This is a genomic window from Streptomyces sp. NPDC015220 (genome assembly GCF_043079345.1).
Lineage (GTDB): Bacteria > Actinomycetota > Actinomycetes > Streptomycetales > Streptomycetaceae > Streptomyces.
In genome coordinates this window covers 141,894-154,805 of sequence record NZ_JBIBUK010000006.1, presented here as the reverse complement: position 1 = coordinate 154,805, position 12,912 = coordinate 141,894, and the positions used below count along the sequence as shown (strand labels likewise).

Below are 12,912 nucleotides of genomic sequence, written 5' to 3'. Positions count from 1 at the left end.
TCGGTGAAACCTTGGCGAAACCTGGAATGGGCTGGTGGGAGTCCCTGCGGCTGGGTTGGGGCGAGTATCGGGTCGTGATCAACGAGTGGTTCGGGTGAGGTCCTTCAACCAGATCATCGAGGCGCGCAGGTGGAGTCCGGCGAGGTAGCTGTCCGGGGTTTGTCGTACCGGGTGGCGATGCCTCGCCAGGCCTTCAGCTTGTTGATCAGGCGCCCGACGGTGTTCCGCCCCCTGTAGGGGGGCGGCGTCGTGGCCGACGGGCCGGCCGCCTCGGTCGAGCCAATGGCGGCCCGTCTCGCCGGATTGGGATGTCAGGCCGGGGTGTGCCCCGAAGCGCAGTGAAGGCCGTGCAGTCCCGAGATCGGCGTTCCCCCGTACGAGCTGACTTGCGTGCTGGCATCGGCATGGTCCGATGGGCTAGGCTCCGCGACCATGATTACCGGGACGGCCGTGCGCCACACACGGATTGGTGACCCGGTGCTCTCCTGAGCGCCGTACGGGCCGGTGCGGGCCCGCTGTTCGAGCGAGGACCTGGCGCTGCCGCGCGAGCTCCCCCTCTGTCGTGTTGATCAACAGGTTCGACACATCAATCACGACAGGAGGGTTCATGCCCATCAAGACGCTGCAGATTCCCACCGCAGACGGACAGGCCGACGCGTTCGCCGCCTTCCCCGACGGTGGTGAGCGGCACCCAGGGGTTCTGATGTACGCGGACGGCTTCGGTATCCGGCCCGTGTTGCGGGAGATGGCCCGCGAACTGGCCGGGCACGGGTACTACGTGCTCGTCCCCAACCTCTTCTACCGGCAGGGCCCGGCACCGGTGATCGAACTTCCCGAGCACATCGGACAAGAGGTCCGGCCCAAGGTCATGGCCCGGCTGATGCCCTTGATCGAGGCGCACACCAGCGAACGTGTCCTGAGCGACGCCGACGCCTACCTCAGCTTCCTCACCACCCAGCCCGAGGTCGGCGCCGGACCGGTCGCGGTGACCGGGTACTGCATAGGCGGCCTCTGCGCGATGCGCACCGCCGCGGCCCACCCCGACCAAGTGGCGGCCGTCGCCGCGTTCCACGGCCCCGTGGGCGCCGACGGGTCCGACCTCTTCTCCAAGCTCACCGCCCAGGTCCACCTCGGCCACGCCGAAGGCGACATGACACCCGAGGCACTCGGTGAGCTCGACCAGGCCCTGGACGCCGCAGGTGTCGGCTACACCTCCGAGGTCTACCCCGGCACCATCCACGGCTTCACCATGTCCGACACCGACGCTTTCAGCGCCCCGGGGCTGAAGCGTCACTGGGACCGTCTGCTCCCTCTCCTGGACCGCACCCTGACCAACTGCTGAGGCTCCAGCTCGGGTACCGACCGGAAGTACAGGGCTTCGGATTCCCTGGGGGAATGATCAGGCCGGCCGGTAGCGGCCTGCCGCCCCAGCCCATGCCTCTCTCACTGCGGATACGGGCGCGTTCGCGTCGTTGTGCGGCCAGGACGTCGGGGTGGTGGGCGTTCTGGTTGCGCCGGCGCAGGTAGGCATGCAGAGCCCGGGGCTCGACGGCGTGGTAGGAGTGGTTCGAGTTGGTGCGTATGAACCGCCGCAAGGGCCGGAAGCGGGTAGATCGTTTGTCGACGGTTTCCGGAGGCAGTCGGCGATCAACCGGCTCTGGAATGTGAATGAGAAATGACGGCACTGCGTGGATGCGAACGTGTCGGCGGCCGGCCGCTCGAAGGGCGGCTGGCCGCCGAGGCAGGTAGCGGCACAGATCAGCACCTGTTCTGATCTCCGGTGGCCGGGTGAGGCAGTGCGGCCCTTGATGTCCGCGTGGTTCCGACCGGCGATTATTCACTTGACTCGGTCCGTACGGTGTTCGAGTGAAGGACACTCTGATCGACGAACTCCGCACCGCGTATGACGCCCAACTCCGTGGTGTCACCCCGCCTGGCGGCAGCGTCCGCATCGAGAAGGACGGCCCATTGACCCGTGTCGTGGGTTGGCACCGTGGCTTCGTCACGGGCCCACGCGACCTCGGTGTGTGCGGGGCAGAACTCGACACGCTCATAGCGCGGCAGCGTGACCTCTACGCTGCCCGTGGCGAAGCGGTCGAATGGAAGACTCGCGCCCATGATCTTCCCGCCGACCTCACCGACCGACTCACGGCGGCCGGCTTCGTCGCCGAGGACACCGAGACCGTGCTCATCGGGCGGTCCGCCGACCTTGCTGCCGACCCCGTCCTGCCCGACGGCGTGACCCTCCGCCGTGTCACCTCCAGATCAGACCTCCAGCGCATCGCGGCTATGGAGAGCACCGTCTGGGGCGAGGACTGGAGTTGGCTAGCCGACGACCTGGCCGCCCGGATCGAGACCGCCCCAGAGAACACGATCGTCCTCGTAGCCGAGGCACGCACCGAAGTCGTCTGCGCGGCCTGGCTGGTGTTCAAGGACGGCGTCGACTTCGGCGGCCTCTGGGGCGGCTCGACGCTGAAGGAATGGCGTGGACAGGGCATCTACCGGGCCATGGTCGCCCACCGAGCCCAACTCGCTGCTGCCCGGAAGGTCCCCTACGTCTACGTCGACGCCTCAGCCGACAGTGCACCGATCCTCACCCGTCTTGGCCTGCACGCGGTCACCACGACGACACCGTATGTCTGGTCGCCCTGAGCTCAGCCGGCCTTCGGAGGCTCCTCAGCTCGTGCTCGGGTGCCGGCGAGGCGGTAGGAGTCGGTGCTGGTCTCACTCATCAGACGTCTCCTTGACCACCGGATCCGCCATTGATTGGACACTCCCGGTCTCGCCACGAGGGCGAATCCGGAGATTGTTCAGGACTCGATAGGTGCCTCAGTTGTGTTCGGAGGCGTTGGGCTTCGGCGGGATCGTAGTACCGGCTGCTGTAGAGGTCGAGGGCTTGGGTCCAGACGCGGCGGGCTTCGTCGGACTGGCCGAGTGCCTGATGAACCTGTCCTAGGTGGTCCAGGCACATGGCTTCGGAGTAGGCGTTGTCGATGTCCCGGCTCAGGTTGAGGGCGCGGTGGTAGTAGCCGAGGGCCTGGTGGTGGTCGCCGGTGTGGTAGGCGATGTAGCCCAGGGTGTCCAAGGTGGCGGCTTCGTGGCGTCGGTCACCGTGTCGGCGCAACAGGAGCAGGGCCTGCTCGCAGTAGGTTCGAGCTTGCCGGAAGTCGCCGAGCTCTGCGTGGGTGTAGCCCACCATATTGAGGGTGCTCCCCTGCCTTCGGAGGTCGCCCAGGGCCTGGTAGAGCCGCAGGGCGCGCTGGTAATGGGGGAGCTCCTGCTCGAGGGGGGCGTGCTGGCCCCCGGCCATGCCCAGCCCGACGTGGGTGCGGGCTTGGCCGGCGGTGTCGCCGGTCTGTGCGAACAAGTCCAGAGCCTGGTCGAGGTGGTGTCGGGCCTGTGCAGATGAGCCGGTGATGGGGAGGATGAAGCCGAGATGCTGGTGGGCCTGGGCCTGTGCGGTCGGTCCGAGGTCCTCGCCCGCGGTGAGTGCGGTGCGCCAGGCCGCTTGGGCGTCCTGGTGGTAGCCCCGGTCATTGTGGAAGGTGTCGAGGGCCCACGCCAGTTGCCACGCTGGGGCGTACCAGCGGTGCTCCAAGGCCAGTTGCTGTGCGGCCAGGAGGCAGGAGTGGTCGGTGTCGAACCAGCGTAACGCCGCTGAGCGATCCGGTATCCGGTAGGGGGCGCCGCCGGGGACCGGTGGGTCCAGGTCGATCGGTGTGCGATGGGGGTGCAGCAGGCGGTCGGCGGCATGTGCTGTGTGGAGGTAGAAGTCGACCAGCCGTCTCAGTGCTGGCCGCTGGACGGCGGCGGGCTGGTCACGTCCGTGTTCGGCGGCGCAGAGGCGGACCAGGTCGTGCATGCGGTAACGGCTGGGGGTGTACTGCTGGATCAGGTGGGCGTTCTCCAGACCGCGAAGGAGTAGTCGGGTGCGGCGAGGGGGCAGCGCGGTGAGGCAGGCGGCGGCGTGCAGGCCGATGTCCGGCCCCGGTGCCAGCCCCAGCAGCCCGAAGACCCGCGTGACCTCGTCGTCCAGAGCGCGGGTTGAGGCTTCGAAGACTGCACGCAGGTCGGCAGTGACCTCTCCGGTGTTCAGGGCGTCGAGCCGGGTCGTGCTTTCGTTGAGTTCCGTGGCGAGGACGGTGAGGGGGAAGTCGGGGTGCGCAGTGGCACGGGCGGCCACGATGCCCAGGGCCAGGGGCAGCCCAGCACAGTGTCGTAGGAGAACCGGCGCAGCGTCGGGCTCTGCCGCCAGCCGGTAACCGCCGAGGGCGTCGGCGAGCAGCTGATGGGCCTCAGGCTCAGTGAGGCTGTCCACGCGCAGGGGCCGAGCGCCGTATGCAGTGGCCAAGCCGTCCAGCCGACCACGGCTGGTGACCAGCACCGTGCAGGCAGGGCTACCGGGCAGCAGCGGGACCACTTGCGCGGTGTCACGGGCATTGTCCAGCACGATCAGCATCCGCCGGTCGGCCACCAGCGACCGGTACAGTCCCGCCGCCGCGTCCGCCGCCGTCGGCACCTCCTCCGGCGGCACGCCCAGGGCCTGCAGGAAGCCGCGTATCACCACCTGCGCCGGCACCGGCTCCGCCGAGGGGTCGAAGCCCCGCAGGGCGGCGTAAAGCTGCCCGTCGGGGAACCGCTTGAGGTTCTCGTGGGCCCAGCGCAGGGCGAGCCAGGTCTTGCCGATCCCCCCGGTGCCGACGATGGCCGAGATCACCAGCACATCCTCCCGCCTGGCCGCCTCCTCCACGGCAGCGGTCAACTGCTCCAGCTCGCGTTTCCGTCCGGTGAACGCCGTCGGGGGCGCGGGCAACTGGCGCGGCACCGGAACACACACCGTCCCTGTCCCGACCGCAGGGGCCACGGCCGGGACGGGGACGGTCAGGGTGAGGGATTCATCGTTGATCAGGATCTGCTGGTGCAGGTGCTGCAGTGACGGGCCGGGATCGGCGCCCAACTCCTCGGCCAATCGGCGCCGAACGTCCTGGTAGCGGGCCAAGGCCTCGGCGGCCCGGCCCGCGCGGTACAAGGCCAGCATCAGCTGGCCGGCCACCCGTTCGTCCAACGGATGGGCCTCGGCCAGAGCGAACAGTTCGGCCAGTATCCGGTCGTGCTGTCCCCGGCGCAGCCGGATGTCGGCTAGGTCCAGCTGGGCGGCAAGCCGCTCCCGATCGAGGAAGTCGCGCTGCGCGTTGAACCATGGGGTGTCCATGCCTGCGTACGCCTGCCCACGCCACAGCGACAGCGCCTCTTCCCACAACACGGCCGACCGCTCCTCGTCGGGAACAGCGCGTGACTGATCGGCCAGGCCCCGGAACCGATGCACATCCACAGACCCGGCCGACACGTTCAGCCGGTAACCGCCCTGGTCTCGCAGGATGTCCACCTCGACCCGGGACAGCACCCGCCGCAGCCGGGACACATACCCGTAAAGCGCCTCCCTGCCACGACTTGTCTCACCCTCGCCCCACACCCGGTCCACCAGGACATCCGCCGGCACCACACCATCGGCCTCGGCGAGCAACGCTCCCAGCACCCCCCGCTGCCGTGCGTGGCCCACATCGACCGGCACTCCATCCCGCCACACCGCGATAGCGCCCAGGATCCCAAACCGCACCGCCACAGCCGCCTCCCCTCATGGTCACGCCAGTCTGCTTACCCGCCGCTGACCACTGGGCACAGCCGGATTCCAGACTTCCCGAACCGCAACCTCACCCCCATGGGCCCTCGCAGCCGCCTCCTACGAACTGGGGCGTCCGGTGGGGGAGATGGGCGACCCCGCCCGCGGCGCGGGCCGCACCGGTGCTCCCCGTCCGATGGTGGTCAACGAAGCCGTGCTCGCCCTGCTGCGCCCGAAGCCGGATCTGGCCCAGCTCGCTGTCGAGCCGGCCGACGTCCTCGCCGCCGCGCAGGCCGCGGTCGACGCGCCGGACGGGCTGGACACCATCGCCTCCTACGCGACCGAGGCGGCGCTGCCAGCGACGTGGCGGCTGACGAAGGCGGGCCGCCGCCCCGCAGGCCTGGGTGGATGAGTCCCGTCCGGCTCTCCGCGGCTCACGCCAGTCCGGTCACGCCGGAGCGGACGGGGACGGGAGTGTGGCGAGTTCGCCCAGGATGCGGGCGGCCGGCACCGGGTCGGCCAGCCACTTCAGGTGGCTGCCCGCCAGCGTGCGGACGTCGAACGGGTTGTCCGGCGTCAGCTCGTCGCCCTCGCGGATCAGCCGGTCTTGCAGCGCGAGAGGCAGGCTCGTGTCATCGGCCAGGCGGATGTAGGTCTTGGGGATGCGTCCCCAGGTCGCGGCCTGTGCCCGGTCGGCGGAGCCACCGACGTCCAGGTTCTCGTCGGGCTGGAAGGTGTTCAGGAAGGTGAGGAACTGCTCGTCGGTGCCGTCGGCGAAGAAAGCCGCCTTGAAGGCCGCGAGCGAGTCCGGGTCCGCAGTACGGAAGTTGACGCGGAGCAGGCCGAGCTCGGCTGGGTTTCCGGCCAGTGCCGATGCGAGGGCGGCGGGGTCGACCGTGGCCATCTCCGGTTCGGCGTAGTAGTCGTTGACGTCGAGATCGACCGGGCACCAGGCCGAGACGTAGACGATGCGGTCGATCAGATCCGGGCGGGCGTTGGCCGCGGCCGTGACCGTGATACCGCCGCGGCTGTGGGCGACGAGGATCACGGGACCGTTTCGCTTCGCCCGTTTCAGTATCCCGATCAGGTGCGCGGCGTTGTCGGCGAGCGTGACGCCCTTGATCGAGCCGGGCGCGGTGGCGAGCCCCTCGGGGTCCTGAGGCGATTGGTAGGCGCGTGTGAAGGTCGCGCTGAACCCGTGACCGGGCAGGTCGACGGCGACCGAACGGTGCCCGAGCAGGCCGAGTTCCGCCTGGAGGGGCGCGAAGGAGAAGGAGTTCGCGAAGGCTCCGTGGACCAGTACGAACGTCGGTTGCATCTGTGTACTCACTTCCTGGATGTTCACTTTCCGACTGTCACGGGTGTCTGGCACAGGACTAGGCGGAGGAAGCCGACGCTGTCCCCCGGTATCCGCGTGGTCGCTGCGACTGCTGACAAGCTTGTGCGCGCGGCAGCCGCGGCTACCGTGCCCAGGGCAGTCCGCGGGTGCCCTCAGCGCCGGGAACGGAAGAGGCGCCGTCGGAGCGCAGTGCGACTCGGCCCGTGGCGTGAAACCGGCGGACGATGTTCGGCGGCAGGATCAGGGTCTGGCCGCCCGACACCTGTACCGGCCATGGTGCCGTCCTGGTGGACGGCGGCGATGGCCGGCAGCGTGTGGCCGCGATCGGCGATCACCTTGGCCATGGCGGGGACGCGGTGGGCGTCCCACGCCGCGTAGCCGTGGTGCCGGTCTTCGATGGGCATGTCGTTCATCGCGTTCATGGCCATCGCCAAGGCATCGGCGAGGTCGTCGGGTACCGCGCCGGCCCAGCCGGTCATTCGGTGGCCCGGGTGTCCGGCCTCGACGAACTGGCGTGCCGGGGAGGCGAATGCGTCGGCGGCGGCCTGCTCGGCGTATCCGGGGTGGGTGGTGAAGAACCGCTCGGGCGCGGTGAGGTCGCCGACGGTGAGCGAGACGGTGGACGCGGTGATCTGCAAGGGACTTCACTTCCCAAGAGGGGGCGCGAACCGGATACGGCGGAAACGGGCCTTGAGATGATCTTGGTCTAGTTCAGGCTGCTCGCGGATACCTCGTTCGAGGCGGTGACCGCATCTGGATCGGTGAGACATTGCGGGGTCGCGGAGCCTTCGGCGGGCTTGGACCTCGTCAGCCACAGGCCGGTGAAGACGGCGGCGACCAAAGTGACGGTGCCGGCCGCGAGGAAGGCGCTGTCGAGGCCGGTCTCGAAGGAGGCGCCGCCGGATTGCCGGGTGCGGACGACGGCTCCGAGTACCGCCACGCCGAGCACCGCGCCGATCTGCCGGGTCGTGCTGCTGATGCCTGATGCGAGGCCGCCTTCCTGCGGGTTGACCGCTTGGATGGCGGCTCCCGTCAGTGGGGACATGGTCAGGGCGAAGCCGACGCCGACGACTGCCAGCCGCCACCACACGTTCTCGTAGCCGGTGTCGGCGTGCACCATGCCGAGCGCCAGCAGTCCCAGGCCGGCCAGGGCCAGGCCGGTGGTGACCACGATTCGGAAGCCGTGCCGGGCGGCGAGCCGGCCGGCGTACGGGCTGACGATCACCATGGCGAGGGAGACGGGAAGGGTCTGCAGGCCGGCGCGCAGGATCGAGCTGCCCTGGACGTACACGAAGAACTGGGAGAAGAAGAACGACGAGCCCATGAGCGCGAATCCCACCACGACCATGGTGGTGTTGGACACGGTGAACAGGCGCTGCCGGAACAGCCGCAACGGCAGCATCGGTGCGGAGCGGCGCGCTTCGACGGCGACGAAGGCGGCGAGGAGGACCGCCGCGGCGGCGAAGCTGCCCAGGATGACCGGTGATGCCCAGCCACGGGCGCCCCCCTCGATCAGCCCGTAGGTCATCGCCCCCACCGCCAGAACGGACAGCAGCGTGCCCGGGATGTCGATCGCGGGGGCGCTCGGATTACGGGACTCGCCGAGGTGACGCAGGCCGGCCACCAGCAGGACCACGCCGATGGGCAGATTGGCCAGGAAGATCGCGGGCCAGCCGAAGGCTTCCGTCAGTACGCCACCGACCACGGGACCTGCGGCCAGACCGATTCCGCTGAATCCGGCCCACAGCCCGATCGCCTTGATTCGTTCTTGCGGCGCCGGATGGGCGGCGGCGAGCAGGGCCAGCGAGGCCGGGCTCAGCGCCGCGGCCCCGATGCCCTGCAGCACCCGGCCGACGACCAGCCAGCCGAGCGAGGGGGCGAGGGTGCACAGCACCGACGCGGCGGTGAACACCGCCACGCCGGTCAGGTACACCCGCTTGCGGCCGAACCGGTCGGCGAAGACACCGCCGGACAGCAGCAACATGGCGACCAGCAGTACGTACGCGTCGACGATCCACTGCAGACCGGTCAGCTGAGTGTGCAGCCGATGCTGCATGTCGGGCAGCGCTGCTCCGACGATCGTGTTGTCGAGCAGGACCATGAATTGACCCAGGCAGGTGACCGTGAGCAGCACGGCCCGGTTTGATCGACCGCCTGCGGCCTCGTGCGACGCAGCGATGGGGATTCCTTTCGATCGGAAGTTGCGCCCGGTCACGGTCGACGTGGATGGCGATACACCCGAGCGCACTAACGCAGTTAACGACTGCGTTAGTAGACCATAACGAGAGCTGACCCACAAACGCAAGTGTTGACTGCGTTAGGGTGGGGGCATGGACGAGCGAGAGCGAACCCGGCGCCCCGGCGGGCGCAGCGCCCGCGTCGGCGCGCAGGTACACCAGGCCGTCACCGACCTGATCAGCGAGCGCGGCTACGGCAACTTCACCGTCGGCGAGGTCGCAGCCCGCGCAGGCGTAGCCGACAGCAGCGTCTACCGCCGGTGGGGCAGCCTGGACGCCCTGCTCACCGACGTGGCGCTCACCCGCCTCAATGCGCAGTCGCCGATGCCCGACACCGGGAGCTTGGCCGGCGACCTGCGCACTTACGCGGCCCAAGTGGCCCGCGAGATCACCGGACCCGACGGTCTGGCGGTGGTGCGCCTGGCCGTCGCACTGTCGAACAACGGTCAGCAGGGCCTGCAGGAGGGTGACCACCTCCGCTCCGAACGCATGCGGCAGCTGCAGTCCATGCTCGATCGCGCCCGCGACCGTGGCGAGCACGCACCCGACGCGCTCGGCGTGCTGGACCACATCCTGGCGCCGATGTATATCCGCGTCTTGTTCGGCATGGTCCCGCTCACCCCGGACTACATCGACGGGCTGGTCGACCGGCTGCTGTGATCCCAACCCGGTTCCCGCGATCAGCCCTCGAGCTGCGCCGCACCGGGAACTGAGTTTGGTCCCCGGGAGTGGACCCTGGCCAGATGCACGCGCTGGCCGTACGGCAGCCGCGTCCGGCGGAGGCTCGACGCGGCCGGACAGAAGGCCGAGGGCGCGGGCTGCGGCGGTGGGCAGCGTGCGCACAGCCGGGATGTCCAGCATCAGCATGGTCACGACGCCGCAGACTGAGGGGCTTTCGCCGCCCGTCCGACCATGGGAACCTCCACCCTCGCCCTGGTCTTCCTGCGCTCAGCGAGCATCGAACACCGCCTGCCCAGCGCCTCGTTCACCCTCGAAGCCGGCCAGCACCAAGTCGGCATGCGCAGCCTGTCCGCCGAAGCCCGCGTCCCCCTGCGCGACATGCCCTGCGGCATCTGCACCGACGAGGACTGGAGCCGACTCGCCGGACACCTGCCCGGCCTGACACCGGCCCTGTCCACCCAGGTGGGGACCAGCGCCCTGACGTCGACCATCGGGCCCGACATGCCTGCCATCACCGGGTCCGTCCCCGTAGAGGCGGCGCGGTCGCAGATCCGTCGGATTCTCCGGCTTCTCGGCGGCGACGAGGTTCTCGTTACCTCGCTGGCCGACCATGCAGCGGTGATGGCCGCGGCCGCCACCCGGAGCCCGTCGACGGCGCCACCCTCGGCAAGGACAGGGACATCCTCCTGCCGGCTGGGCTGCCGGTGCTGCCGGAGCCGGTTGTGGTGGAGAACCGGGGCGGCTCCCTTCCGGCATCCGCGCTCGTACCGCCGTCAATGCGGTGGCGACCAGGGGGTGTAAGCGGCTGAGAGGTCGGGGCGGGTCCAGTGCAGACGTGCGGGGTGGCGCCACCTGCCAGTGGTGTCGCGGGCGTCGCCGACGCCGGCTTCCGCCGCTGGTTTCGGGTTGCAGCAGCGTGACCCCGATGTGTCTGGTGCTGCCGCCGCGTTCGCCGAGCTGCTGGGCATGCAGGTGTGGATGCCGGGCATCCTGACACTTTCGACGCCCGTACCAGCTGGCTGACGGCGGAACAAGGGGTGCGGTTATGCCGTGGGAGATGGACTGGTGGTCGTTGCTGGGGTAAGGATGGCGTAGCAGGCGTGTGATCTGTCGGGCAGTGGCCTGGTGTGGGTGTTCCGGGAAGGGATGTCCTTGGGCCTGGGTCCAGACGAGAATCCCGGCCCGATTACGGCGGGCCGGGATTCTGGTTGTGCGTCTGTCAGGAGGGCGCCGGCCTGATTACGGCAGGCCGGGGTTCTCCAACATGCGCATAAGGCGGTTGCGGGCTTCAGTAGTCGCCGAATTCACCGCCCTCGCCCTTCTCGTTGTGGTGGCGCTTGACGACGCGGAAGCTGGCGATGACTCCGTGCTTGACCTTCACGCCGTCCTCCACCTTCTCGTGGTGCTCGCCCTTCTCGTGCTCGTCCTTCTCACAGTTCTCGTCCTGGTCCTCGTCCCTGATCTTGCCCGGGCAGACGTTGTTGGCCTCGCTGCGGGGGCCGACGGTGGCGATGGGGGCCCCGTTGTCGCACACGGCCCCGCGGAAGACCTCGACGGTGTTGCGACTGTCGTTGCGGATGTTGAAGCTCTTGGCGCCGAGTCCGCTGACGACGGTGATGCAGCCGTCGGGGCGGCCGGAGAAGTCCCGCTCGTTGATGTGGACCCTGCCCTCCTCGTGATGGCGCTCGCCCTCGCGCTCGTTGCCTCTGCCTTCGTTGCCCCTGCCTTCGTTGCCTCTGCCTTCGTTGCCCTTGCCGCCGGTGCCTCCGTCCAGGGCTTGGGCGGGGACGGAAGCCGGGGCCAACTGAGTCTGGGGGGCGGAGACGGGAGCGGCGGTGGCGTAGGTGATGCCGGTCGCGGTCAGTGCCGCGGCGGCCGCGACGGCCGTGGCGATCGCGTGGGAACGGGTCATGATCATGTCGCTTGCTCTCCTTCTGAGACTCCGAGAAGCGCCCGCTATGACAGCCGGTGCGTGATTGAACGTACTAACGCCCCCTATCGCTGTCATGTCGAGCAAATCGGGGTCTCCGGATCCAAGGGGCTGAACGGGTATACGGAGCTCCAATGCGTAGCCCCACGCGAACCTGAGTAACTGTCAAAATCACATTATTTATGGCTGATTGAGTGGCCGTTAGCCCTTGCGGGTGATCTCCTGACGCACGCTCACCCACTGTGGCGATGGGCCGCCGGGAAATGCCGGCGAGTCACTGCTTGACATGAGCCCTGCCGTATGTTCTGAGGGCCGCCAGGTGGCTGAGCGCCCGGTGCGGCCTGTTCGTAGGGCTTGCCCTGACCGCGTGCGGCTTGGCCGCAGCCGTTCTGTGGTGGCGGGCCTGCTGCTCGCGGCCGTCCTGATCGGTGCGGGGACCGGGGTGATCACTCCTCTGGGGTTCGCCGCGCTCGCCGCTGCCACCCCCGGGGGAGGGATCGGGCAGACCATGGGGGGCGGCCGAACCCGGCCGTGAACTCGGCGATGCCTACGGCCCGCTGCTCGTCGCCTTGATCGCCGCCACCGTCACCCTCGGCTGGGGCTACGCCGCGCCCGCACTGCTGATCACGTTGCTGCTGCCGGTTCTGGCTGTCTGCCGCACTTCTCGCTGACGCGCGGCTCAGCGTGCCGCGGCGTCCGCGGCTTCGTCCGCAGCCGTCCCGCCGCCGGCAGGGGTGTCGGTCAGGCCCAGGCGCAGGTGCTCGACGTGGTACAGAGCCTGATCTAACAGCGCGGCCACGTGATTGTCGTAGAGCGCGTAGACGACCGAGCGGCCCTGACGGGTTCCGGCGACCAGCCCGAGATCGCGCAGCAGGCGCAGTTGGTGGGAACAGGCGGACTGCTCCATGCCGACCTCGGCGGCCAGCTCAGTCGCCGGCAGCGGCCCCTCACGCAGCCGGGCGAGGATCAGCAGCCGGGACGGGGTGGCCAGGGCCTGCAGGGTGGTGGCCACCCGGGCGGCACTGGCTGCGTCCAAGCGCGTGCGCACAACGCCGTCGGCCGGCGGTTTGGCTCCATGACCCATACACCCAGGGTAGGCCTCCCT

At 69.2% G+C, this 12,912-nt stretch carries 10 protein-coding genes and 3 pseudogenes; 5 read left to right on the top strand and 8 right to left on the bottom strand.

Annotated features, from left to right (window positions below; genetic code table 11):
* Positions 1 to 78: 78 nt before the first annotated feature.
* A pseudogene (locus tag ACF061_RS16000) lies at positions 79 to 273 on the bottom strand (hypothetical protein); the annotation flags it as partial.
* 334 nt (positions 274 to 607) lie between these two features.
* Between ACF061_RS16000 and ACF061_RS15995 the strand changes: the two are divergent.
* On the top strand, positions 608 to 1,342 hold the full coding sequence (locus ACF061_RS15995; RefSeq protein ID WP_392267465.1) for a dienelactone hydrolase family protein: 735 nt from the start codon (positions 608 to 610) through the stop codon (positions 1,340 to 1,342).
* A 76-nt stretch (positions 1,343 to 1,418) separates the two neighbouring features.
* Here ACF061_RS15995 and ACF061_RS15990 read toward each other — a convergent pair.
* Positions 1,419 to 1,604, bottom strand: a pseudogene (locus ACF061_RS15990) (IS630 family transposase); the annotation flags it as partial.
* A gap of 262 nt (positions 1,605 to 1,866) precedes the next feature.
* Here ACF061_RS15990 and ACF061_RS15985 point away from each other — a divergent pair.
* Positions 1,867 to 2,652 carry a GNAT family N-acetyltransferase gene (locus ACF061_RS15985; protein WP_392267464.1) on the top strand — a complete coding sequence of 262 codons (786 nt, stop codon included), beginning with the start codon at positions 1,867 to 1,869 and terminating at the stop codon, positions 2,650 to 2,652.
* Positions 2,653 to 2,731: 79 nt separating this feature from the next.
* Here the strand turns inward: ACF061_RS15985 and ACF061_RS15980 are convergent, their stop codons facing one another.
* Positions 2,732 to 5,623: a BTAD domain-containing putative transcriptional regulator gene (locus ACF061_RS15980; protein ID WP_392267463.1), complete on the bottom strand. Its 2,892-nt coding sequence runs from the start codon at positions 5,621 to 5,623 to the stop codon at positions 2,732 to 2,734.
* 145 nt (positions 5,624 to 5,768) lie between these two features.
* Between ACF061_RS15980 and ACF061_RS15975 the strand changes: the two genes are divergently transcribed.
* On the top strand, positions 5,769 to 6,032 hold the full coding sequence (locus ACF061_RS15975) for a hypothetical protein (RefSeq protein WP_392267462.1): 264 nt from the start codon (positions 5,769 to 5,771) through the stop codon (positions 6,030 to 6,032).
* Positions 6,033 to 6,068: 36 nt separating this feature from the next.
* On the opposite strand, the gene ACF061_RS15970 is transcribed toward ACF061_RS15975, so the two are convergent.
* The 3 genes from ACF061_RS15970 to ACF061_RS15960 all read right to left on the bottom strand — a co-directional run bounded on the left by ACF061_RS15970 (position 6,069) and on the right by ACF061_RS15960 (position 9,093).
* On the bottom strand, positions 6,069 to 6,938 hold the full coding sequence (locus ACF061_RS15970) for an alpha/beta fold hydrolase (protein WP_392267624.1): 870 nt from the start codon (positions 6,936 to 6,938) through the stop codon (positions 6,069 to 6,071).
* A 173-nt stretch (positions 6,939 to 7,111) separates the two neighbouring features.
* Positions 7,112 to 7,597 carry a hypothetical protein gene (locus tag ACF061_RS15965; RefSeq protein WP_392267461.1) on the bottom strand — a complete coding sequence of 162 codons (486 nt, stop codon included), beginning with the start codon at positions 7,595 to 7,597 and terminating at the stop codon, positions 7,112 to 7,114.
* 68 nt (positions 7,598 to 7,665) lie between these two features.
* Complete coding sequence (locus ACF061_RS15960) at positions 7,666 to 9,093, bottom strand: MFS transporter (protein WP_392267460.1); 1,428 nt, start codon at positions 9,091 to 9,093, stop codon at positions 7,666 to 7,668.
* A 196-nt stretch (positions 9,094 to 9,289) separates the two neighbouring features.
* On the opposite strand from ACF061_RS15960, the gene ACF061_RS15955 reads away from it, so the two are divergent.
* Together ACF061_RS15955 and ACF061_RS15950 are read left to right on the top strand one after the other, a co-directional pair.
* A complete protein-coding gene (locus tag ACF061_RS15955) occupies positions 9,290 to 9,856 on the top strand; it encodes a TetR/AcrR family transcriptional regulator (RefSeq protein ID WP_392267459.1) in 567 nt (188 codons plus the stop codon).
* A gap of 246 nt (positions 9,857 to 10,102) precedes the next feature.
* Positions 10,103 to 10,678 (top strand): annotated as a pseudogene (locus ACF061_RS15950) (DnaB-like helicase C-terminal domain-containing protein); the annotation flags it as partial.
* A gap of 487 nt (positions 10,679 to 11,165) precedes the next feature.
* Here the strand turns inward: ACF061_RS15950 and ACF061_RS15945 are convergent.
* Both ACF061_RS15945 and ACF061_RS15940 read right to left on the bottom strand, forming a co-directional pair.
* Complete coding sequence (locus ACF061_RS15945; protein WP_392267458.1) at positions 11,166 to 11,795, bottom strand: hypothetical protein; 630 nt, start codon at positions 11,793 to 11,795, stop codon at positions 11,166 to 11,168.
* Positions 11,796 to 12,486: 691 nt separating this feature from the next.
* Complete coding sequence (locus ACF061_RS15940; RefSeq protein ID WP_392267457.1) at positions 12,487 to 12,891, bottom strand: ArsR/SmtB family transcription factor; 405 nt, start codon at positions 12,889 to 12,891, stop codon at positions 12,487 to 12,489.
* Between the last annotated feature and the right edge of the window lie 21 nt (positions 12,892 to 12,912).

Coding starts and splice junctions, on each gene's coding strand:
- ACF061_RS15955 (WP_392267459.1), top strand. CDS start 9,290: ATGGACGAGCGAGAGCGAACCCGGCGCCCCGGCGGGCGCAGCGCCCGC.
- ACF061_RS15995 (WP_392267465.1), top strand. CDS start 608: ATGCCCATCAAGACGCTGCAGATTCCCACCGCAGACGGACAGGCCGAC.
- ACF061_RS15945 (WP_392267458.1), bottom strand. CDS start 11,795: ATGATCATGACCCGTTCCCACGCGATCGCCACGGCCGTCGCGGCCGCC.
- ACF061_RS15940 (WP_392267457.1), bottom strand. CDS start 12,891: ATGGGTCATGGAGCCAAACCGCCGGCCGACGGCGTTGTGCGCACGCGC.
- ACF061_RS15970 (WP_392267624.1), bottom strand. CDS start 6,938: ATGCAACCGACGTTCGTACTGGTCCACGGAGCCTTCGCGAACTCCTTC.
- ACF061_RS15975 (WP_392267462.1), top strand. CDS start 5,769: ATGGGCGACCCCGCCCGCGGCGCGGGCCGCACCGGTGCTCCCCGTCCG.